This is a genomic window from Pseudomonas sp. MEJ108 (assembly GCF_030208985.1).
GTDB classification, from domain to species: Bacteria; Pseudomonadota; Gammaproteobacteria; order Pseudomonadales; family Pseudomonadaceae; genus Aquipseudomonas; species Aquipseudomonas fragariae.
Window position 1 is genome coordinate 56,686 of record NZ_JARVSW010000035.1, and the last position, 21,363, is coordinate 78,048.

The following is a 21,363-nucleotide window of genomic DNA, read 5'->3' on the forward strand; positions in this document are numbered from 1 at the left end:
TTTCAGGTTACCGACTATCGAATCACTCGCGTTTTGAAGGTTTTTCAGATCACGAGAAGCAAGCCAACAAAAACAAAACAAAAGATAGGTACTGTCGATGAAAACCCCTACCTCTGGCGTCACCGCCAAGCGTTCTGCCACCTCGTCATTCTGGATCCGGACCCTGGAGCGATTTCTCACCGTCGTCGCCCGGGGCCTGTGCGTGCGCCACAAGGACGCGCAACTGTTCTGCATCCCCGGCGCCACCGGGATCCGCCTGTCACGCTGATTCGCTGCATCCACACAACAACAAGAATTTGGAGACAGATCCTCATGAAGACCAAGATTGCTTTGACCTCGTTGGCGATGGCGCTGATGCTGGGCAGCGGTGCAGCGTTGGCCGATATCAAGATCGGTGTGGCCATGTCGCAGTTCGATGACACCTGGCTGACCTACCTGCGTGACGACATGAATGCCAAGGCCAAAGTCATGTCCACGACCGAGAAAGTGGACCTGCAGTTCGTCGATGCCCGCGCGGACGTCAACAAACAGCTCGATCAGGTCAAGGACCTGATCAACAAGAAAGTCGACGCGCTGATCGTCAATCCGGTCGATACCGCTGCTACCGCGCGGATCACCAAGGAAGCGGTCGCCGCCGGTATCCCGCTGGTCTACGTCAATCGCCGCCCGGACGATCCGAAACTGCCTGCAGGCGTCGCCACCGTGACGTCGGATGACATGGAGGCCGGTCGACTTCAGGCGCAATACATCGCTGACAAGATGGACCACAAGGGCAGCGTCATGATTCTGCTGGGTGATCTGGCCAACAACTCCACGCAAAACCGCACCAAGGGCATCAAGGAGGTGTTGGCCAAGTACCCGGACATCAAGATAGACCAGGAGCAGACTGGTACCTGGCTGCGTCAGAAGGGCATGGACCTGACCAACGACTGGCTCACTCAAGGGCGAAAATTCAATGCGGTGCTGGCCAATAACGATGAAATGGCCATTGGCGCGGCGATGGCGCTGAAGCAGGCAGGCGTCGGCAAAGGCAGTGTTTTCGTCGCTGGTGTCGACGGTACGCCGGACGGGCTCAACGCCGTGACCAAGGGCGATCTGGCCGTATCGGTCTATCAGGATGCGAAAGGACAGGCCGACGGGGCGATCGATGCCGCAGTGAAACTGGCCAGGAAGGAAAAGGTCGAGCCCCAGGCGATCATCATTCCTTATCGCCTGATCACGCCTGAAAACGTCGCCACCTTCAAATAACAACGATCGCCAGGCGCGGGAGGGCCTGCAAATGCTCTCCCGCAGCCTGCCGCTTGAGGAGTTGTGATCATGTTCGGTTCTGCTACTGCCAATCCACCCGCGCAACGCGATCTGCCGTCCGGCGACGGGGGTAGTGAGGCGCCTGATGACCAGGCCCCGTATCTGCTGGAAATCAGCCATGTCAGCAAGGGCTTTCCTGGCGTCATTGCGCTCAATGATGTGCAACTGCGCGTTCGCCCTGGCAGCGTGCTGGCGCTGATGGGTGAGAACGGAGCCGGAAAATCGACCCTGATGAAAATCATCGCGGGCATCTATCAGCCGGACGCAGGCGAAATCCGCCTGCGTGGCAAGCCGGTCCGCTTCGATACGCCTCTTTCAGCGTTGCAGGCAGGTATCGCCATGATTCATCAGGAACTTAACCTGATGCCGTTCATGAGTATTGCCGAAAACATCTGGATCGGTCGCGAGCAGCTCAACGGCCTGCACATGGTCGACCACCGCGAGATGCACCGCTGCACTGCCGAACTGCTGGAGCGCCTGCGCATTAAACTCGACCCAGAGGAACTGGTCGGCACGCTGAGCATTGCCGAGCGGCAGATGGTGGAGATCGCCAAGGCCGTGTCATACAACTCGGACGTGCTGATCATGGACGAACCGACCTCGGCGATCACCGAAACCGAAGTCGCTCACCTGTTTTCGATCATCAGCGACCTGCGTGCCCAGGGCAAAGGCATCATTTACATCACCCACAAGATGAACGAAGTCTTCGAAATCGCCGACGAAGTGGCGGTGTTCCGCGACGGCGCCTACATCGGTCTGCAGCGCGCTGAAAGCATGGACGGCGACAGCCTGATCACCATGATGGTCGGCCGTGAACTGACCCAGCTGTTTCCCGAGCGGGAAAAACCGGCAGGCGACGTACTGCTGTCCGTCAACCAGCTGAGCCTGAACGGCATTTTCAAGGATGTGAGCTTCGACCTGCGTGCCGGGGAGGTGCTTGGCATTGCCGGGCTGATGGGGTCCGGGCGCACCAATGTGGCCGAGACCCTGTTCGGCATAACTCCCAGCGACAGCGGCGAGGTACGCTTCGATGGCAAGACGGTGCACATCGGCGATCCACATCAGGCCATCGAACTGGGGTTTGCGCTGCTCACGGAGGACCGCAAACTGACCGGCCTTTTTCCATGCCTGTCGGTGATGGAAAACATGGAGATGGCCGTGTTGGCCAACTATGCCGGCAACGGTTTCGTGCAACAGAAGGCCTTGCGCGCACTGTGCGAAGACATGTGCAAAAAGCTTCGGGTCAAGACGCCGTCGCTGGAGCAGTGCATCGACACATTATCCGGCGGCAACCAGCAGAAGGCGCTGTTGGCGCGCTGGCTGATGACCAACCCCAGGGTGCTGATTCTGGATGAGCCCACACGCGGTATCGACGTGGGCGCCAAGGTAGAAATCTACCGCCTGATCTCCCTGCTGGCCAGTGAAGGCATGGCGGTCATCATGATTTCCTCGGAGCTGCCGGAGGTTCTCGGCATGAGTGACCGGGTCATGGTCATGCACGAAGGCGAAATGATGGGCATCCTCGATCGTGGCGAAGCGACCCAGGAAAAAGTCATGCATCTGGCCTCCGGCCACAAGGTTCATTGAGTTCGCACTACAGGGCTCGGTAGAAGAAGAACAAGAGGGTAACGAACATGAGCGACGCGATTCTGCAAAATAAACCAGCCATGACGCCGACCAGAAGCAAACGGCGGCTGCCCACCGAACTGAGCATCTTTCTGGTACTGATCGGCATCGGCCTGATCTTTGAGCTGTTCGGCTGGATCGTCCGCGATCAGAGCTTCCTGCTCAACTCCCAGCGTCTGGTACTGATGATCCTGCAGGTGTCGATCATCGGCTTGCTGGCCATCGGCGTGACTCAGGTGATCATCACCACCGGCATTGATCTCTCGTCCGGCTCGGTGCTTGCGCTTTCAGCGATGATTGCCGCGAGCCTGGCACAAACTTCCGACTTCTCCCGGGCGGTGTTCCCGTCGCTGACCGACCTGCCGGTATGGATTCCGGTCGTCGTCGGTCTCGGGGTCGGGCTGCTGGCCGGTGCCATCAACGGCAGCATCATTGCCATAACCGGCATTCCTCCCTTCATTGCCACGCTGGGCATGATGGTCTCTGCGCGCGGTCTGGCACGTTTCTATACCGAAGGCCAGCCGGTCAGCATGCTCTCCGACTCGTACACGGCCATCGGCCAGGGCGCGATGCCCGTGATCATCTTCCTGGTGGTGGCGGTCATTTTTCACATCGCCCTGCGTTACACCAAGTACGGCAAGTACACCTACGCCATTGGCGGTAACATGCAGGCTGCACGTACTTCGGGCATCAACGTCAAGCGCCATCTGGTGATTGTCTACAGCATCGCCGGGCTGCTGGCCGGGCTGGCGGGGGTGGTCGCCTCGGCGCGGGCGGCAACCGGACAGGCCGGGATGGGCATGTCCTACGAGCTGGACGCCATCGCCGCTGCGGTCATCGGTGGCACCAGCCTTTCCGGTGGGGTGGGGCGGATCACCGGTACAGTGATCGGTGCGCTGATCCTCGGCGTGATGGCCAGCGGCTTCACCTTTGTCGGCGTGGACGCTTATGTGCAGGACATTATCAAAGGCCTGATCATTGTCGTGGCCGTGGTAATCGATCAATATCGCAACAAGCGCAAGACCAAGCGCTGATTCAATCATCTGCATCAGAGGGCCTTTTCAGGCCCTTTTGTGCGTTGGATGTTGCAGGAACCGATTCGTTGTCAATGGGTCAGAGCCTCATCAAGCAACCTGCTGGCCAGGTCTTTCGCCCGCATTTCAAGGGTTTTACGGCAATTGTTGTACAAAAACCCTTCAATTGTGTTGCCGAGCCCGCTAGCCGGCCTTAGACTGCCGCCCCTCGTAAATTGAGTGCCAGGTGGCGCTTGGAGATTATTGGTTTGTACGGCAACGTCAGGCCGCTCCTCAATGCACGTTTTTTTATAGAGAAATAAATGACAAAGGAAAAGTTGCTGGCCATGCCGGCCGATGACTACATGAACGCCGAGCAGCACGCTTTCTTCGTCGAGCTGTTGCAGGGCATGAAGGTCGAGATCCACGAGCGTATCGAGCAGAGCCGCATTGCGATCGAGAGCCTGGACACGCCTGCCGACCCGGCTGACGCTGCTTCGGTCGAAGAAGAGCGTCACTGGCTGGTCAACGTGATCGATCGCGACCAGCGCATGCTGCCACAGTTGGAAATGGCCCTTTCGCGCATTGCCGATGACACCTTCGGCTGGTGCGACGACAGCGGCGAGCCAATCGGCCTCAAGCGCCTGCTGATCAGCCCGACCACCAAGTATTGCATCGAGGCGCAAGAGCGCCACGAGCAGATCGACAAGCACCAGCGCCAGGCCTGATACGCAGGCAGCCGCGACTGAGTGACCAGACCGGGAGGCAAGCAATTGCCTCCCGGTTTTGTTGTGCCCGGAATTTGTCGAAAACACTTTGATCGCCACCGCTCGGTCGCTACGACCAACAGCGCATGGCACAAGGCCGTTATCTGGCGTTTAATAGCGTCATAACGACAATGACAGACGGGGTGACGCAACATGGCCGAGAACCTATCCATGGCAGCCGGATTGCCGCTGGCCGATACGCCCGACGCTGCATCCAGGTGGTGGGTGCCGGCGGTGCAAAGCGTTGTCCTGTGCCTGCTGTTCGGCGCCATGAGTGTTGCGGGCCTGTCGCTGTATGTTGTCGTTCCTCTGGCCTTGCTGGTGGTCTGGTTGCCGCGCCTGGTGCGCAGCCGGCCAACGCTGCCGCAACGCGCGTTGGCTGACAGCGATATCGCCTTGCTGACCCGCGACCTGTCGCGCACTACCAGTCATAACGCGCTGTCCGCGGCCCAGGTGGCATTTTCGGTCGGGCACCTGGCTGGCAAGGTGCAGTCGCAACTGGGTGCTGCCGAACAGATCGTCAGCAGTGCCGAGCAGATGATCGCCACCGAACAACAGACGGCCCAGTTGAGTCAACAGGCGTTGGTTGCCGCCAGCGAGGCGCGGCAGCGCAGCGAATCGGGCAGCGGCGTGCTGAATGAGTCCATCGAACGCATGCACCGCCTGAGCAAGCGTGCCGTCGGCAGCCGCGAGTTGATCGAGGCGCTGAGCCAGCGCAGCGAAGAGATCCAGCGTGTGACGCTGGTCATTCAGTCGATTGCCAGCCAGACCAACCTGCTGGCGCTCAATGCCGCCATCGAAGCGGCGCGGGCTGGCGAGCACGGACGCGGTTTCGCCGTGGTTGCCGACGAAGTCCGTGGTCTCGCTGGCCGCACTGCCAGCGCCACAGGCGAGGTAGGGCAGATGGTCGCGGATATTCAGCAGCGCACCGCCCAGGTCGTGGAGCAGATTCGCGAGCTGTCGTCCGATCTGGATATGGGGGTCGAGCAGATCGAGCTGACCGGCGAGCACCTGGGCAATATCGCCCGGCTTGCGGTCGAGCTGGAAAGCCAGGTTGGCGAAATCGCTCAGGGCGCGCGGAGTAATCAGGATCAGTTGGCGAGCCTGTTCGACGCTGTCGAGCATATGCGCAGTGATCTTGCCGTCAGCGATGAGCAGACCCGGCAACTGGCCAGGTCCGCAGTACAAATGGAGGGGCAGGCCGAGACCATCAGCCAGCGTCTGGCGCAGGTTGGTCTGGATGAATACCACCAGCGCATTTATGACCTGGCCCGTGAAGGCGCGCGAATGATCAGCGAAAAGTTCGAGGCCGATATCGAACAGGGGCGGGTCAGCCTTGATGACCTGTTTGATCGTAACTACAAACCCGTCGCCAATACGTCGCCCACTCGGTTTACGACGCGTTTCGACCGTTACACCGATCAGGTATTGCCAGCACTGCAGGAACCGCTACTGTCTCGCCATGAAGGTCTGGTATTTGCCATCGCCTGTACCCAGCAGGGCTATGTGCCGACGCACAACAATGCCTTCAGTCAGCCCTTGACGGGCGACGCGACGTTGGATAACGCGCGCAATCGAAGCAAGCGCAAGTTCGATGATCGCACCGGCATTCGCTGTGGCAGCCACCAACAGCCGGTCCTGCTGCAAACCTACACGCGAGACACCGGCGAACTGATGCACGACCTGTCCGTGCCGATCATGGTCAACGGGCGACACTGGGGTGGTCTGCGCCTTGGGTACAGGCCGCAAGGCCGCTGATGTGTAAGCGATCATTCAGGTCGGTAAGCCCGGCAAGGGAGCTGGCCTTTTAGTTGGTCTTTTTAACGCAAGAACGCATCAAAAAAGTTATCGCTGCGTGTGTGTAGGTTTCTATTCATAAATAATAAATTCATGGCTACAGATGTTGTAGGAGTTGTCTGAAAAGACGCAACATGACTTGACTGCTCACTGTCTTTAAGCAAGCTGTTTAAATCAACGTTATTTACGTTTTGATTTAAGTGCGGCCTTTTCTTGGCTTGCCTCTAAGGACGGAAAAGTTATGAGCGATAAACGGAGTTTTCAACAGTCAGCAGTCCTTTCAGATGTGGTCACGCGGCGCGTGACGGCGCGAGTAGGCATTTTCTTCGACGGTACGGGAAATAATCGCTTCAATAGTCAGATCGGGGCCGACTGCCAGGCATTGATCGAGATCAATGAGGGGCAGCACATTAAAGCGTGTGCGGGTCGTCATGTTCAGCCTGGCAGTAGTTACAATAATGATCCGAGCAATATAGCCAGACTGGTCGATATCTACCGCCTGCAACCTGTTGCCGAAAATGACGGTGACGGCCTGAAGGTGTATTACCCGATCTATGTAAGCGGGGCCGGCACTACTTCCGGTGGACGTGATTCGGTATGGCCGGGGCAGAGTTTCGGTCGCGGGGCAACCGGTGTGATCTCCAAAGTGGAAAACGCATTCAAAAAGCTGGCGTCGGTATTGAAGGCGTTCCCCCGCGACAACCCCGATTGTGTGCTGGACGCGCTGGAACTGGACGTGTTCGGCTTCAGTCGAGGTGCAGCGTCGGCCAGGCATCTGGTCAATGAAATTCTCAAGCAGCGTTCGGGCATGCTCGAGCCGATACTCGAAAGCCGCAAGGTCAGGTTGAGCGACCGTTTCAGCTGGAGCAACGGCAGCGTACGGCTCAAGGTTATCGGTCTGTTCGACACCGTTGCAGCCATAGGCAGCTTCAAGGACATGGGCAATACCCGCGATGCGAGCAACAGGAGGGTCAATCTGTACCTGCCTCCAGGGTGCGCGCAGCAGGTGTTGCATCTGGTGGCCCGCGATGAATCCCGGCGCAACTTTGCGTTGAACAGCGTCCTGCCAGTGTGGCCCCGGGAAATCGTTCTGCCCGGTGCACATTCCGATATCGGTGGTGGTTATCCTCCACAGATGGAAGAAAACGTACTGCTCACGCGCCCTCGCGGCAGTGTGGTCAGCCGTGGCAGCCCGTACGAGGCGGCACCGAGCTGGAAGGAGGCACAGGCTGAATTAAGCCGAATGAATCGCGATCACTGGATCGACCCGCTCGATAGCCAGGCCTGGCTGAGGGTTCAGGCATGCGAGAGCAAGTGTTATCCGTGCAGGAAAAGTTTGAATGGCATGAGTACGGTCGTTGCCGCAGTGGGCATGAGCCGTCAGGTGTTTGGCCACCTGTCGAGGGTGTCGTTACTGATCATGCACACACTGGCGTGTGACGAGGGCGTGCCTTTCGACCCGGTGCCACAAGCACCTGAATTCCAGCTTCCTCCCGAGCTTGAGAACATTTCTACCCGGTTGATTGATTATGCGCGAGGCGGGTCTTACCTGCTGGACAGCCATGAAGAGGCATTACTGCGCTGGCGCTACATCCATCAGTCTGCGCACTGGAATGCAGTCGTCGGCAGAGTGGGTACTTTTGGCGACGCTGTTTTCGTCCACGCACCACAGCCAGGCGGCCGGATATTGCATCCCAATATCGGCCAGCCCGGTTATCCGCAATAGGTATCAACGCCCGAGTGGCTCACTCGGGCTTTTTGTGAAGGCGCACGTTGAGTTCGTCGACCACCATCGCCCATTCGGCATCTTCGTGCAGCTGTTCCTTGAGAAAGTCAGACTGACGCGGCGTCCAGAACTCTGCGTCGATCAGTTTGACGTCGTCGGGCAGAGGATGGCTGGCGATAAACTTTTCGATGCTCTCATCATCGGAGTCAAGCCCCAACTGTTCGAACAGGTCTTTGATGGTAGTTGTAGTCTGTTCCATGTCATCTCCTCGCCGGGGGGTATCCCCGTATTCATCAGTTCTTATGGGAGTGGTGGGTACGTGCAAGAGTTCGATGCATTTGGCTGTGCAGGAAAAGATGGCTTTTTCTACAGTGGATATAAATGCTATGTTTCCGCTATCGCAGGATGCACCCAACGCAGGCTGGAACCCGTCCAGCCTTTGCGCCGTGCCCGGGCTGGCCGCTATTTTCAGGGCCCCAGCGCTTGCGCGACACTGCTGTGTACAAAAGGTATATATCCCGTAGCAGCCATGAGCCGGTAGAATCCGCCACCCGCCTGCACAAGGTGTGCGGCGGCGCTGTCTGCGTTTCTGCGTGCAGCATGCCGGACAATCTCCGGCCACATGAAGCGGTCTATGGATGAATCACTTTCTCGACTGCCCTGACATCAGGCAGCCTCATTTCATGTTTGAGGGTTTGTACTTTGGCTGTAAGTAATCTGGATACCCACGCCTTGTTCGTGCTCGGCGACCTCCGCGCACAATTGGTCAAGCAGTTCCAATCCCGTTTTGTCTACATCACCGAGCAATCAGCCGAAGGCATTTATATCGCTGAAATCGACACCGAAAGCGCCTTGGTCGTCGACGACAAACCTCGCCTTGAGCTAAAGGTGGGCGACCATTTTCGCGCGTCTGTCCTGCCCAGCCGCGAGGGCGGCAAGCTTGAATTGAAATTTCGTGAAATCAAGACCACCGTGTACGGGCTGGGTGAATATGCCTTCATCGATATTCCCGAGGGCCACGGTATCGTGTTCAAGGAAGGTCAGACCGTCTTCATGGTCTTCGCTGCGAAAGAGCAACTGCAGATCGGCATGAGCAAGCTTCTCAAAGGCGCCGTCGGCAAGGCCGCCAAATGGCGCAAGGGCGAGCTGACATTCAAGGCCAGCGAGTAACACTGGCCGGGCATCGACTCAGCCGCCTGCTGATTCTCCATTGCCGTTACCACTGCTGACCTCCGCGGGCACGTCGTCACCGGCCATACGCTTGCGGAACAGCGCGGTGCGCGCCAGCAGCAGAGTGGTCACCGGTACCGTGATCGCCAGCAATACCGGGATCAGCCAGGCGTGGATCACCGGTTCCGACTTCAGCGCCGAGAAGTAGATGATCGACGCCAGCGCAACGCACCAGGCACCCAGCGTCGACGCCAGGGCGGGCGGGTGCATGCGCTGGAAAAAGTCCTTGAGGCGCAGCAGCCCGAGCGCGCCGGTCAAGGCGAACAGGCTGCTGGCGATCAGCAGCCCGGCGGTCAGTATTTCCACCCAGAAGGGCACTGTATTCGGCAGTCCGATCATTCGATCACTTCTCCGCGCAGCAGGAACTTGGCCAGAGCGAACGAGCCGACGAAGCCGAACAGGGCAATCAGCATGGCCGCTTCGAAGTACGTGTCACTGGCGTAGCGAATGCCAAGCACCAGCATCATCAGCATGGCAATGATGTACAGATAATCCAGCGCCAGTACCCGGTCCTGGGCCGAAGGTCCCTTGAGCAGGCGCAGCAGGGTGATCACCATCGCCAGGGCGAAGATCAGCAGGCTGATCAGGATGGCGTTGTCGAGCAGTGCACTCATTGAAAGATCTCCATCAACGGTCGCTCATAGGTGGTTTTGAAGTGCTCGATGAATTGCGCTTCGTCCTCCAGATCGAAGACATGCATCAGCAGCACGCTGCGATCCAGTGCCAGCTCCGACCACACCGTTCCCGGCACTACCGTGGTGACCATCGCCAGCGCGGCGAGGCCGTGGGCGTCGTGCAGGTCCAGTGGAATGCGCACGAAAGCCGAGCGTGGCGGACGGCTTTCGAGCCGCCAGACGCTCAGGCCGACCTGCACGTTGGAGACCACCACGTCGCGTCCCACCCGCCATAGAAACTTCAGGATCGTGCCGGGTTTGCGAATACGTACCGGCAGCGGGCGCAAGGGGGCCATCAATATTGGGGCGAGAAACCCCAGCACCGCGCCCAGCAGCAGGTGACCGGGGCTGATCGACAGATTCAATACCAACCACAACAGCCAGAGTGCCAACGAGAGCAGCGGGGCGGGAAACAGGCGCTTCATGGCTGCTCCTCCGGATCTGCTTGCTGGCTGGTGGGGCCGGGTATCGGGCGTGTGGCGAGCACTGACTGCACATACTGTTTGGGCTCATGCAGCGCTGCGGCGGTGTCCTGGGTGTAGCGCAACAAGGGTTCGGCCTTGAAGGTCAGCGCGATGCACAGACCCAGAAGAATGATGATCGGCAGGCATTCGTTGCGACGCAGCATCGGCGAAGGGCGCTCGTGTGGCGTCCAGAAACGTTGCGTGCCGAGCCTTGAAAAAGCGATCAGCGACGCCAGCCCGGAAAAGATCAGCAGGCCGATCAGCATCCATGCCTGAGTGGAAAGCGCCTCATCCTTCGCGACGTCCAGCCCCAGCGGGTTCATCAGCGCGCTGATCAAGGTGAGCTTGCCGATGAACCCAGAGAGCGGCGGCATGCCGATGATCAGCAAGGCGCAGGCGATAAAACTCAGGCCCAGAAAAGCCATGGTCATGGGAATGACCTGACCGACCACGACCTTCTGTTCGTCGTCCAGGTTGGCACCGGGCGGCGGATGCAGGGACTCCAGGGTACGAGGCAATTGATCCACGTCGTATTCCAGAGGGATCTCGTTGGCCGAGCGGGAGCGTTCGATCAGTTCGCCCAGCAGGAACATGGCGCTCAATGCCAGCGTCGAGCTGACCATATAGAACAGCGCGCCCGAGGTCAGGCTCGGTTGGGCGAAGCCGACGGCGGACAGCAGAATGCCCGCTGACACCAGTATGCTCAGGCTGGCGAGGCGTTCCAGGCGCTGGGCGGCGATGATGGCGATGGCCGCGGTGAAAATCGTCGCCATGCCGCCGTAGATCAGCCAGTCGCCGCCGAAGAATGCCGACGCACCGGCCTGACCGGAAAACAGCAGGGTCCACAGGCGCAGCAGGGTATAGACACCCACTTTGGTCATGATCGCAAACATTGCCGCCACCGGCGCGCTGGCTGCCGAGTAGGCGGGAACCAGCCAGAAGTTCAGCGGCCACATACCGGCCTTGGCCAGGAACGCCGTGGCCAGAATCGCAGCTCCGGCATGCAGCAGGCCCAGATCGGACTCCGCCACCTGCGGGATCTTGATGGCCAGATCGGCAAAGTTCAGCGTGCCGGTCACCCCGTAAATCAACGCAGCACCAATCAGAAACAACGACGAAGCCAGCAGGTTGATCGAAATGTAATGCAGCCCCGTCGACACCCTTGCCCGGCCAGAGCCATGCAACATCAAGCCGTAGGACGCTGCGAGCAGTACTTCGAAGAACACGAACAGGTTGAACAGGTCAGCGGTCAGGAACGCACCGTACAGCCCCATGAGCTGGATCTGGAACAGCGCGTGGAAGCTGGCACCGGCCCTGTCCCAGCGAGCCAGCGCGAACAGCAGGGCGCAGACCCCGACGATCCCGGTCAGCACCAGCATCATCGCTGAGAGGTGGTCCACCACCAGCACGATGCCGAACGGCACGCCCCAGTTGCCCGGCAGGTAGACACCGATCGAGCCGCTGCTGCCGCTGTGTTGTACCCAGAGAAACAGCACCACGGAAATGCCCAGCCCGAGGATGCTGGAAAACAGATTGATACGGCCCTTGAGCGGCCGGTGCTTTTCACCCAGCCAGAGCATCAGCCCGGCGGTCAGCAGCGGCAGCAGGATGGGCGCGATGATCAGTTGGTTCATCCAGCTCATGCCTTGGGCTCCCGGCCATCTACGTGGTCGGTGCCGGTCAGGCCTCTGGAGGCGAGCAAGACCACCAGAAACAGCGCGGTCATGGCGAAGCTGATGACGATTGCGGTGAGCACCAGCGCCTGTGGCAACGGGTCAGTGTAATTGAGCAGGTCCTGAGGAATACCATCCTTGATGATTGGCTCTCTGCCGATGAACAGGCTGCCCATGCTGAAGATGAAAAGGTTGACCCCGTACGACAGCAGGCACAGACCCATGATCACCTGAAAGGTACGTGGCCTGAGGAGCAGCCAGACGCCCGAGGCGGCCAGTACACCGATGGCGATTGCAATGACTTCTTCCATCAGAGGATTCCTTGCGGGTTGGCGACAGGCTTGGGCAACTGCGTCGGCCGATGGCTGCGCACCGACTGGTGCGCCAGTGCGGTAAGAATCAACAGCGTCGAGCCGACCACCACGGCGTACACGCCGACATCGAAGAACAGCGCGCTGGCGATGTGAATGTCACCCAGGATCGGCAAATCGACATGGGCGGTGTGGGTGGTCATGAACGGATAACCCAGCAGCATCGAGCCCGCGCCGGTCAGCACCGCGCATAACAGGCCTGTGCCCATCCAGCGTAGCGGGCGCAGGCTCATTTGCGCCTCGACCCACTGGGTGCCTGCCACCATGTATTGCAGGATGAACGCCACCGACATCACCAGCCCGGCGACAAACCCGCCGCCGGGCTGGTTGTGGCCGCGGACGAACAGGTACATCGAGATGATGAAGGCAATCGGCAGCAGCAATCGAACCAGCGCTGCCGGAACCATCATGAAGCCGAGCGCGGTATCGCTGGCGCTGCGCGGGTTGACCAGATCCGTCACCACGTCACGGGCCAGCAGGCGCTGCTGGGCGGGCAGCAGAATGCTTTCCTTCGGTGGACGGAAGCGTCGCAACAGGGCGAACACTGTCATGGCGACTGCCGCCAGCACGGTGATTTCGCCAAACGTATCGAAGCCGCGGAAATCCACCAGCATCACGTTGACCACGTTGGTGCCGCCGCCCTGGGGCAGCGCGCGACTCAGGTAGAAGGACGAGATGGCGTTGGGCGTCTGGCGGGTCAGCATGGCGTAGGAGAGTATCGCCATGCCCAGCCCCACGAGCACTGCCAGGCCGAAGTCGCGTATGCGCCGGGTACGGGCACGCAGGCGTGCGCTGAGCGGGGCGACGTCTTCATTGCGTCGTGGCAGCCAGCGCAGACCGAGCAGGATCAGCACGGTGGTCACCACCTCCACGACCAGTTGCGTCAGCGCCAGATCAGGGGCCGAGAACCAGACGAAGGTGATGCAGGTCATCAGCCCGCAGACGCTGACCATGACCAGTGCCGCCAAACGGTGATATTTACCTTGCCAGGCCGCACCTATGGCGCAGGCAATCGCGATCAGCCACAGCGTGACAAACACCCCGGAACCCGGAATCTTCGGTCGGTCGCCCCAGGTCAGGCCGCTGAAATACATCGGAATGAAACCGCCCAGTACCGCCGCGAGCACCAGCAGAAACAGTTGTGGCTGCAGGCGGCGAGTGCTGACCTTGCGTTCGAAACGGCGTGCCCAGTGCATCATCACTACCTGACTGCGCTCGAAAAAGCGCTTGCCATTGAGGCGTCCCACCAGCGGCGGGGCGGTGATGCGCTCGTGCTTGAGCGGCTTGCGCAGCAACAGGTACAGAATGATACCGCCCGCCATCGCCACCAGGCTCATGACCATCGGCAGGTTCCAGCCGTGCCAGATCGCCAGGCTGTACTCGGGCAGTGTTCCACCGACAACGGGGCGCGCAGCGGCGGCGAGCAGGGGAGCGACCGATTGCGCCGGGAAAATCCCCACCACCAGACACGTCAGCACCAGCAGTTCGACCGGCGCACGCATCCAGCGCGGCGGTTCGTGGGGCAAGTGGGGCAGATCCTTGGCCGCCGGACCGAAAAACACATCGACAGTGAAGCGCAGCGAATAGGCAACGCTGAAGATCCCGGCGATGGTCGCAATCACCGGCAAGGCAATCTCGACCCAGGCAGTGGCGGAAATGAACACGGTTTCGGCAAAGAACATTTCCTTGGACAGAAAGCCGTTGAGCAGCGGCACGCCGGCCATCGAGGCGCTGGCGACCATCGCCAGCGTCGCGGTGTAGGGCAGCAGCCTTATCAGGCCACTGAGACGGCGGATATCGCGGGTCCCGCTCTCGTGGTCGATGATGCCGGCGGCCATGAACAGCGACGCCTTGAAGGTCGCGTGGTTGAGAATATGGAACACCGCGGCCACCGCAGCCAGCGGGCTGTTGAGGCCGAGCAGCAGGGTGATCAGGCCCAGGTGGCTGATGGTCGAGTAGGCGAGCAGCCCCTTGAGATCGTTCTGGAAGATCGCCGCGTAGGCGCCGAGAATCAGCGTGTAGGCACCCGCGCCACTGACGATCCAGAACCATTGCTCGGTGCCGGATAGCGCCGGCCACATGCGCGCCATGAGAAAGACCCCGGCCTTGACCATGGTTGCCGAGTGCAGATACGCCGACACCGGCGTGGGCGCGGCCATCGCGTGCGGCAGCCAGAAATGGAACGGGAACTGGGCGCTTTTGGTCAGTGCGCCGATCAGAATCAGGGTCAGTAACACCGGGTACAGGGCGTGCGCACGAATCGCGTCGCCGGAGGCCAGAACACGGTCAAGATCATAACTGCCGGCCACATGGCCGAGGATCATCATGCCTGCCAGCAGCGCCAGACCGCCCGCGCCGGTAACCATCAGCGCCATGTAAGCGCCGCGTCGGGCATCGGCCCGATGGTGCCAATAGCCGATCAGCAGGAACGAGAAAAGACTGGTCAGCTCCCAGAAAAATACGATCTGAATCAGATTGCCGGACATCACCAGACCGAGCATGGCACCCATGAAGGCCAGGAAAAACGCAAAGAAGCGCGGCACCGGGTCGTCCGGCGACATGTAATAGCGGGCATACAGCGAAACCAGCGCACCGATGCCCAGTACCAGCATCGAGAACAGCCAGGCGAAGCCATCGATACGCAGAACGAAGTTCATGCCCAGGCTTGGCAGCCAGAAATACTCTTCACGAATCACGCCGCCGTCGGCGATCTGCGGGAACCACAAGGCCATCTGCACAGCGCCGATGAGGGCGATCAGACCGGCCAGAAATGATTCCGCGTTACGCGCGTTGTGCGGCAAAAAGGCCGCCAGACAGCTGCCGATGAAAGGCAGAAGCAGTAGAACTATCAGGGACATAGGCTTCTAATCTGCAGGGGAATGTCAAGCATCATACGTGCCAGACACTCCGATACCAAAGGGACGGTTTCCGAAATTTCCTACAAAAAGTGTCTGCTTTTTTAATTCAGTAAATAATTGCTTCTAATACAACGAAAGGTCGTTGACGCAGTTTCGAGGAAACAAGGTGCTTCATGGCTGGCAATACCCGCTGTTCATTCAGCTTTGCGCGCGCCTTGTTGTCCTTCCTCTTCGTCGACAGTGTTGTGTTCATCAGGCGCAGAACGCCGTTTCATTTCGCTGACGATCACCCCGGCCACGATCAATGCCGCACCCAGCAGGGCGATGCCCGGCAAACGCTCGCCGGCGAGTCTTCCGACAATTCCGGCCCAGACCGGTTCACCGGCATAAATCACCGTGGCGCGGGTCGGCGAAACACTTTTCTGTGCCCAGTTCATGGCGATCTGGATCGCCGCACTCATGGTCCCAAGCCCCACAGCGCTGAGCACCAGCAACCAGGAAAACTCCGGCAAGTGTTCCTGGTTGGGCACGATCATCAGAAATGCCAGCGCCGATGCGGTGGCCAGTTGCACCACGGTGACTCGACGCACATCGACCTCACCGGCATAGGCACTGATCATGATGATCTCGGCGGCGATGGCCACCGTGCTGATCAGTGTCACGATCTCGCCGGAACTGAGTTGCAGGGACGCTCCCTGCGGCCCTGCCACCAGCATCAGCCCGGTGAAGGCGAGGATGATGCCCAATGTTGGCATCAATCCTGGTCGCCGGCCCAATACCAGCCATTGCAACAACGGCACGCAGGGCACGTAAAGTGCCGTGATGAACGCCGACTGACTACTGGGGATGGTCTGCAGTCCGATCGTCTGCAGGCCGTAGCCGAGCATGATCGCGGTGCCGATGAAGACACCGGCCTTGAGTTCGAGAAAGGTAAGACCGCGCAGCACCTGCATTGAAAACAGCGCTACGATAAGCGCTGCGGCGGCAAAGCGCAGACCGACGAAGAACATCGGCCCGCTGACAGTCATCGCATGCTGGACCAGCAGAAAGGTGCCTCCCCAGAGCATGGTGATCAGAATCAGTACGGCTTCTGCCTTGCTGATGCGGGGTATGCGGCTGATAGACTTCATGTCAGCTCCGGATTCCTGTTAATTGCCATGTGCGCGATGAGAGGCTGAACACCCTGACAGTGTCCCTGGGCTGGGCAGTATAATGCGCAACGGTTTGATGTGAGCACCAGCATGCACAAAGAAAATTCCCAGCGCCCTCCGGTGCTGCAGCACGTCAGCCAGAACGTGCGGCGTCTGCGTAACAGTGCGGACCTCAGCCAGACGGCGCTGGCGGAAAAGTCCGGAGTCAGCCGACGCATGCTGGTCGCTATCGAGGCCGGCGAGAAAAACGTCAGCCTGGCGACCCTGGACCGCGTGGCCGAAGCCCTGGAAGTGGCGTTCAGCGACCTGATCCAGGCGCCCGAAAATCGCGATTACAGCCGCATCAACGAGCTGGCATGGGCCGGTACGATTGCCGGCAGCAAAGCGGTGTTGCTGGCCAGGGCCGTTGCCCGGCGCGAGGTGGAGTTGTGGGAATTCTGTCTGCAGCCTGGGGACGCCTATGTCTCGGAGGCCGATCCCGATGGCTGGAGTGAACAGGTCTACGTCGTCGAAGGGCATCTGACGTTGCGCTTTGCCGACCCTGCGGCCATGCAGCAGGTAGGGGCGGGCGAGTTCTTCATGTTCCCCAGCAATCAGCCGCACCGCTACTGCAACGACGCCGATGTGCCCCTGCGCTTCGTGCGTAACGTCGTGCTCTGACCTTCCCATTCTTTTACAGCCACCCCAGCGAGGCACTGTTCGATGATCGAAGATTCCCACCAGACGGCTGACATTCTGATCATCGGCGGCGGTCTGAGCGGGACCATGCTGGCGGCGCAACTGCTGCGCAGACCGGGCCGGCGCCGAATCCTGATCATCGAAACCCGCAGCGAACTCGGCAGGGGCGAGGCCTACAGTGCGACGGAGCCGGGCCATACACTCAATGGCAACGCTGCACGGATGAGCGTCGATCCGGACAACCCGGATGACCTCACCCAGTGGCTGACTGACTATCTGGCTGCCGGGGGCTGGCCTGAAGCCGCCGAGCAGAGGGTCCCGGTCGCCGAGCTGTTTCCGCCGCGCGGTGTGTTCGGGCTTTATGTCCAGCAGCGACTGCGTGAAGCCCGAAGCGCTGCTGAAGCCTTTGGCTCGACCGCCGTGCATGTGCCCGGCGAGGCAGTGGACCTGCAGGTCGATGCAGATGGCGTGAGTGTCTCGCTGGCTGACGGTCGTAAGGTGCATGGCAGCCGGGCTGTGCTGGCGACCGGCATGTACGCGGCTTCACGCACCCCGCGACGTGATTCGAACGAGCTGAACACGGCAGCACTGGACCCCTGGGATGTGGCGGTGATGAGAAAGCTCGATCCGCAGTCGAGGGTGCTGATCATCGGCTCGGGGCTGACCATGGTCGATGCGCTGGTTTCGCTGGAAACGGCCGGACATCGTGGGCCCATCCAGATATTTTCCCGGCACGGCCTGTTGCCGCATGTCCGGCGTCAGCCGCCGGAATGGTCTGATTTTCTCGCTCAGGACCCGAGTATCCGCAGCACTCGGCAACTGGTGCGCAAAGTGCGCGAACAGTGCGAGCTGGCCATCGAGAGCGGCATTGACTGGCAGGCCCCGCTGGACACCGTGCGCGCCAACGTCGGCAGGCTGTGGAATCAGGCCAGCGATCAACAGCGCCGCCAGTTCGTCCGTCATGTAAGGCCTTGGTGGGAGAGCCACCACCATCGCTCCCCGCCACCGAGCGCTGCGCTGCTGGCGCGGCTGATCAGGCAAGGGCGGTTGAGCATTGACGCGGCCTCGTTGCAGGGCGTGGCCAGCCTGCCCTCAGGTCAGGTACAGATCAGCGTGCGTCGGCGCGGTGAGAGTCAGCCGACGCAGATCAGCGGCGATGCGCTGATCAACTCCACCGGCATCGAGTACGACTGGCGACGCGTGGATCGCCCGTTGCCCCGGCAGTTGCTGGCACGCGGGCTGATCCAGCCCGGCCCGCTGGCACTCGGCATCGCTGCCGACGCTGCGGGCGCAGTACTTGACGCACACGGTCAGTACTCGGCACGCCTGTTCGCCATGGGCCCGCCATTGCGCGGCATGTGGTGGGAAAGCACCGCAGTAACCGACGTGGCGATCCAGGCCAAGGCGCTGGCGATACATTTGTCGTAAGGCGCCGCCTGCTCAGAAGAGGACGCAGAGCGTCCGGAAAGGCATACCCACGCGGAGCATGGGTACGATAGTGTTCTCGCGAGCACCTCTCGTTCCTCACGCTCCGGCGTGGGAATGCCGTTCATGGCGCTCTGCGTCAGCTCTTGGCGCAGCGCCGCGGAGCATGGGCACGATGGTGTTCTTCCGGACAGCTATCGTTCCTCACGCTCCAGCGTGGGAATGCCGTTCGTGACGCTCCGCGTCATCGGTCTGCGCCTTCACACCGACAGGTGCAGCATGCGGTCGCCCTGGACATTTTCACCCGGCCTGCGTTTGTTGACCGCCAGCTCGCCAATCTTGATCAGACGTGTGCGCGTCACGTTGCGGGTCAGGCCCAGCAGGCTGGCCGTGTGCACCTGGTTGTGGTGGCAGAAGCGATAGGCGGTTCTGAGCAACGTATCTTCGACCTTCTCGTGCAAGGCACCGGCCTGTTCTTCAAACAGTTTCTGAAACGCCCGGTTGAGCAGTTGCTCGGCGGATTCGTCAGGCGGGTTGTGTTCATCCTGACGCTCGATTCTAAGGTTCGACATGCGCAGGTCATCACGCTGAATGACACCTTCACGGCACACCAGCAGGGTGTGATGGATGACGTTTTCCAGCTCGCGAATATTGCCTGGCCAGCTGTAGGTCTTGAGCTTGTGCTCGGCTTCGGGGCTGATCCGCACCGGACCATGCCGCAGCCGCTGGCTGTAGACCTCTATGAAGTGCCGGGCCAGGGGCAGGATATCGCCCGGCCGCTCGCGCAGCGGGCTCAATTCCAGATTAACCACGTCGAGCCGGTAGTAAAGGTCCTCGCGGAAATGCCCGGCGTTGATGGCCTTTTCCAGTTGCACGTTGGTGGCTGCGAGCACCCTTACATCAATGGGCACACTCTTTCGCGAGCCCAGACGCACCACTTCACGCTCCTGAAGCACGCGCAGCAATTTGACCTGCAAGGTCATGGGCAGGTCGCCGATCTCATCGAGAAACAGCGTGCCGCCGTTGGCCTCTTCAAACCAGCCGGCCTTGGCGCTGATCGCTCCGGTGAACGCGCCTTTTTCGTGGCCGAACAACTCCGCCTCGATCAGGTTCTCGGAGAACGCGCCGCAGTTGACCGCCACGAACGGTTTGTCGCGGCGGGCGCTCAGTTCGTGGACGTGGCGAGCAACCAGTTCCTTGCCGGTGCCGGTCTCGCCGATGATCAGCACACTGGCATCGCTGGGCGCAACCTGGCGTACGTGAGCGAGCAGGGCTCGCGACTTGGGGTCTTCGAACACCTGCGCAGTGGCCCTGATCGAGGTGGCCAGCGCAGGCGAGTGGGGTAAGGTCAGCAGTTGCCCGGACATCACTTGGCCTGCGGGGGCAGATCGTTGGCGATCATTTCGCCGAACGGGCCCGTCAGGTTGGTGATGCCGCGCCCGGCGAGGCTGGCGTAAGGCTCAGGCAGCAGCGGGAAGACCAGTTCGGCGAAGCGGTAGGCTTCTTCAAGATGCGGATAACCCGAGAAAATGAAGCTCTCGATGCCCAGGTCGGCGTATTCCTTGATGCGTGCCGCGACCTCTTCGGGATTGCCGACCAGCGCCGTTCCTGCACCGCCGCGCACCAGGCCGACACCGGCCCACAGGTTGGGCGCGATCTCCAGGTTGTCGCGGCGCCCGTCGTGCAGCGCGGCCATGCGCCGCTGACCTTCGGAATCAAAACGCGAAAAGGACTTCTGCGCTGCAGCAATGGTGTCATCGCTGATGTGTTCGATCAGCGTGCTGGCAGCTTTCCAGGCTTCTTCGCTGGTTTCGCGCACGATCACGTGCAGGCGAATGCCGAACTTCACGGTGCGTCCCTTGCGCGCTGCCCGTTCACGTACATCGGCGAGCTTCTGCGCTACGGCTGCCGGAGGCTCGCCCCAGGTCAGGTACACGTCCACCTGATCGGCCGCAAGGTCATGCGCCGCGTCGGAGGAACCACCGAAGTACAGCGGCGGGTAGGGTTGTTGAATCGGCGGGTAAAGCGCCTTGGCGTTCTGCACGCGCAAGTGCTTGCCTTCGAAGTCGACCGCTTCGCCCTGCAGGACGCGGCGCCAGATTTTCAGAAATTCGTCGGTAACTTCATAGCGCTCACTGTGGTCGAGAAAGCTGCCATCGCCACGGTTTTCGTCCGGGTCGCCACCGGTCACCACGTTGATCAGCAGCCGGCCGCCGGAAAGACGATCCAGCGTGGCGGCCATGCGTGCCGAGACGGTCGGCGAGATGATCCCGGGGCGGATCGCCACCAGATACCTCAGGCGCTCGGTCAGCGGCACCAGCGCCGAGGCGATGACCCACGAATCCTCGCAGGAGCGACCGGTGGGGATCAATACACCGTAATAACCCAGATCATCGGCGGCCTGCGCCACCTGTTTCAAATAGTTGAGGGTGACGGGACGTGCGCCCTTTGTCGTGCCCAGATAATGGCCGTCGCCGTGAGTCGGAAGAAACCAGAAAACGTTCATGACAAATCCTTGGAAGTAATCAGCCAGGTGAAAGCTGACGGGACCCGCTGTCGGTTGGCAGACACCTCACCAACAGCGTTCGGGGTGGGGCCATTT

20 protein-coding genes are annotated in these 21,363 nt (G+C 60.5%); 10 read left to right on the forward strand and 10 right to left on the reverse strand.

Translation table 11 applies throughout. The features are described 5' to 3' along the window. Window positions 1-97 precede the first annotated feature (97 nt). The 7 genes from QRN50_RS16775 to QRN50_RS16805 all read left to right on the forward strand — a co-directional run bounded on the left by QRN50_RS16775 (window position 98) and on the right by QRN50_RS16805 (window position 8,237). The gene (locus QRN50_RS16775; RefSeq protein ID WP_003403653.1) at window positions 98-268 is read left to right on the forward strand and encodes a hypothetical protein; all 171 of its coding nucleotides are present in this window, start codon (window positions 98-100) and stop codon (window positions 266-268) included. 44 nt (window positions 269-312) lie between these two features. Then, complete coding sequence (locus QRN50_RS16780; protein WP_004417204.1) at window positions 313-1,248, forward strand: sugar ABC transporter substrate-binding protein; 936 nt, start codon at window positions 313-315, stop codon at window positions 1,246-1,248. A gap of 69 nt (window positions 1,249-1,317) precedes the next feature. Continuing rightward, window positions 1,318-2,895: a sugar ABC transporter ATP-binding protein gene (locus QRN50_RS16785; protein WP_024638396.1), complete on the forward strand. Its 1,578-nt coding sequence runs from the start codon at window positions 1,318-1,320 to the stop codon at window positions 2,893-2,895. 47 nt (window positions 2,896-2,942) lie between these two features. Further along, a complete protein-coding gene (locus QRN50_RS16790; protein ID WP_003370536.1) occupies window positions 2,943-3,968 on the forward strand; it encodes an ABC transporter permease in 1,026 nt (341 codons plus the stop codon). Window positions 3,969-4,270: 302 nt separating this feature from the next. Beyond that, the gene (locus QRN50_RS16795; protein ID WP_002554078.1) at window positions 4,271-4,675 is read left to right on the forward strand and encodes a TraR/DksA family transcriptional regulator; all 405 of its coding nucleotides are present in this window, start codon (window positions 4,271-4,273) and stop codon (window positions 4,673-4,675) included. A gap of 576 nt (window positions 4,676-5,251) precedes the next feature. Next, a complete protein-coding gene (locus QRN50_RS16800) occupies window positions 5,252-6,472 on the forward strand; it encodes a methyl-accepting chemotaxis protein (RefSeq protein ID WP_412548556.1) in 1,221 nt (406 codons plus the stop codon). Between the two features lie 280 nt (window positions 6,473-6,752). Further along, the gene (locus QRN50_RS16805; protein ID WP_054091460.1) at window positions 6,753-8,237 is read left to right on the forward strand and encodes a phospholipase effector Tle1 domain-containing protein; all 1,485 of its coding nucleotides are present in this window, start codon (window positions 6,753-6,755) and stop codon (window positions 8,235-8,237) included. A 19-nt stretch (window positions 8,238-8,256) separates the two neighbouring features. On the opposite strand, the gene QRN50_RS16810 is transcribed toward QRN50_RS16805, so the two are convergent. Continuing rightward, a complete protein-coding gene (locus QRN50_RS16810) occupies window positions 8,257-8,496 on the reverse strand; it encodes a DUF2789 domain-containing protein (RefSeq protein ID WP_003397146.1) in 240 nt (79 codons plus the stop codon). A gap of 443 nt (window positions 8,497-8,939) precedes the next feature. Here QRN50_RS16810 and QRN50_RS16815 point away from each other — a divergent pair, with 443 nt between their 5' ends. Then, complete coding sequence (locus tag QRN50_RS16815; RefSeq protein WP_003397144.1) at window positions 8,940-9,407, forward strand: hypothetical protein; 468 nt, start codon at window positions 8,940-8,942, stop codon at window positions 9,405-9,407. An 18-nt stretch (window positions 9,408-9,425) separates the two neighbouring features. Here QRN50_RS16815 and QRN50_RS16820 read toward each other — a convergent pair whose 3' ends face one another. The 7 genes from QRN50_RS16820 to QRN50_RS16850 all read right to left on the reverse strand — a co-directional run bounded on the left by QRN50_RS16820 (window position 9,426) and on the right by QRN50_RS16850 (window position 16,637). After that, complete coding sequence (locus QRN50_RS16820) at window positions 9,426-9,806, reverse strand: Na+/H+ antiporter subunit G (RefSeq protein WP_003397131.1); 381 nt, start codon at window positions 9,804-9,806, stop codon at window positions 9,426-9,428. After that, the gene (locus QRN50_RS16825) at window positions 9,803-10,081 is read right to left on the reverse strand and encodes a K+/H+ antiporter subunit F (RefSeq protein ID WP_002554071.1); all 279 of its coding nucleotides are present in this window, start codon (window positions 10,079-10,081) and stop codon (window positions 9,803-9,805) included. Before QRN50_RS16825 ends, QRN50_RS16820 begins: the two co-directional genes overlap by 4 nt. Next, entirely contained in the window at window positions 10,078-10,566 is a 489-nt protein-coding gene (locus tag QRN50_RS16830) for a Na+/H+ antiporter subunit E (RefSeq protein WP_003397128.1), read from the reverse strand. Before QRN50_RS16830 ends, QRN50_RS16825 begins: the two co-directional genes overlap by 4 nt. Continuing rightward, window positions 10,563-12,248, reverse strand: coding sequence for a monovalent cation/H+ antiporter subunit D (locus tag QRN50_RS16835; RefSeq protein ID WP_003397125.1), 1,686 nt, complete (start codon window positions 12,246-12,248; stop codon window positions 10,563-10,565). The genes QRN50_RS16830 and QRN50_RS16835 overlap by 4 nt, the downstream gene beginning before the upstream one ends. After that, window positions 12,245-12,589: a Na+/H+ antiporter subunit C gene (locus tag QRN50_RS16840; protein ID WP_003397123.1), complete on the reverse strand. Its 345-nt coding sequence runs from the start codon at window positions 12,587-12,589 to the stop codon at window positions 12,245-12,247. Before QRN50_RS16840 ends, QRN50_RS16835 begins: the two co-directional genes overlap by 4 nt. After that, window positions 12,589-15,507: a monovalent cation/H+ antiporter subunit A gene (locus QRN50_RS16845; RefSeq protein ID WP_096126616.1), complete on the reverse strand. Its 2,919-nt coding sequence runs from the start codon at window positions 15,505-15,507 to the stop codon at window positions 12,589-12,591. The genes QRN50_RS16840 and QRN50_RS16845 overlap by 1 nt, the downstream gene beginning before the upstream one ends. A gap of 194 nt (window positions 15,508-15,701) precedes the next feature. Beyond that, on the reverse strand, window positions 15,702-16,637 hold the full coding sequence (locus tag QRN50_RS16850) for a DMT family transporter (RefSeq protein ID WP_096126617.1): 936 nt from the start codon (window positions 16,635-16,637) through the stop codon (window positions 15,702-15,704). A gap of 111 nt (window positions 16,638-16,748) precedes the next feature. On the opposite strand from QRN50_RS16850, the gene QRN50_RS16855 reads away from it, so the two are divergent. Both QRN50_RS16855 and QRN50_RS16860 read left to right on the forward strand, forming a co-directional pair. Continuing rightward, window positions 16,749-17,318 carry a helix-turn-helix domain-containing protein gene (locus QRN50_RS16855; protein WP_011268307.1) on the forward strand — a complete coding sequence of 190 codons (570 nt, stop codon included), beginning with the start codon at window positions 16,749-16,751 and terminating at the stop codon, window positions 17,316-17,318. Window positions 17,319-17,360: 42 nt separating this feature from the next. Then, the gene (locus tag QRN50_RS16860; RefSeq protein WP_024641112.1) at window positions 17,361-18,764 is read left to right on the forward strand and encodes an FAD/NAD(P)-binding protein; all 1,404 of its coding nucleotides are present in this window, start codon (window positions 17,361-17,363) and stop codon (window positions 18,762-18,764) included. A gap of 257 nt (window positions 18,765-19,021) precedes the next feature. On the opposite strand, the gene QRN50_RS16865 is transcribed toward QRN50_RS16860, so the two are convergent. Further along, window positions 19,022-20,128: a sigma-54 interaction domain-containing protein gene (locus QRN50_RS16865; RefSeq protein ID WP_003407646.1), complete on the reverse strand. Its 1,107-nt coding sequence runs from the start codon at window positions 20,126-20,128 to the stop codon at window positions 19,022-19,024. After that, window positions 20,128-21,267 carry an FMNH2-dependent alkanesulfonate monooxygenase gene (ssuD, locus tag QRN50_RS16870; RefSeq protein ID WP_011268305.1) on the reverse strand — a complete coding sequence of 380 codons (1,140 nt, stop codon included), beginning with the start codon at window positions 21,265-21,267 and terminating at the stop codon, window positions 20,128-20,130. Before ssuD ends, QRN50_RS16865 begins: the two co-directional genes overlap by 1 nt. Window positions 21,268-21,363 lie beyond the last annotated feature (96 nt).